Source organism: Chryseobacterium sp. SIMBA_029 (assembly GCF_046535275.1).
Taxonomy (GTDB): Bacteria; Bacteroidota; Bacteroidia; order Flavobacteriales; family Weeksellaceae; genus Chryseobacterium.
This window is the reverse complement of sequence record NZ_JAWRXA010000201.1, coordinates 1-282: the sequence shown is the minus strand read 5'-3', so window position 1 is coordinate 282 and position 282 is coordinate 1. Positions and strand designations below refer to the sequence as shown.

Genomic DNA, 282 nt, shown 5'->3' with positions numbered 1-282 from the left:
CCAGATTGCTTTGGCCTGGCTGTTGGCTCAAAAGCCGTGGATAGCTCCAATACCCGGCACCACAAAATTACACCGTTTGCAGGAAAACATTGACGGCGCTAATGTTTTCTTGTCTGCAAACGAACTGCACAAAATAGAAATAGCGTTGGCTGCAATCAAAATTTCGGGCGAACGATATCCCGTACAATTACAGGCAAGAGTTGGCAAATAAAATAAAAATCATGCAAAAAACAATTGGAAAAATGGACTACATCCATCTGAAAAATGGCCGCAAAACAATAC

Annotated in this window: 1 protein-coding gene; it reads left to right on the top strand. The window is 41.8% G+C overall.

Annotated elements, in window-relative coordinates; all coding sequences use genetic code 11:
- A partial coding sequence (locus SB679_RS23820; RefSeq protein WP_410704726.1) for an aldo/keto reductase occupies positions 1–211 on the top strand: 211 nt, incomplete at its 5' end.
- Positions 212–282: the final 71 nt, after the last annotated feature.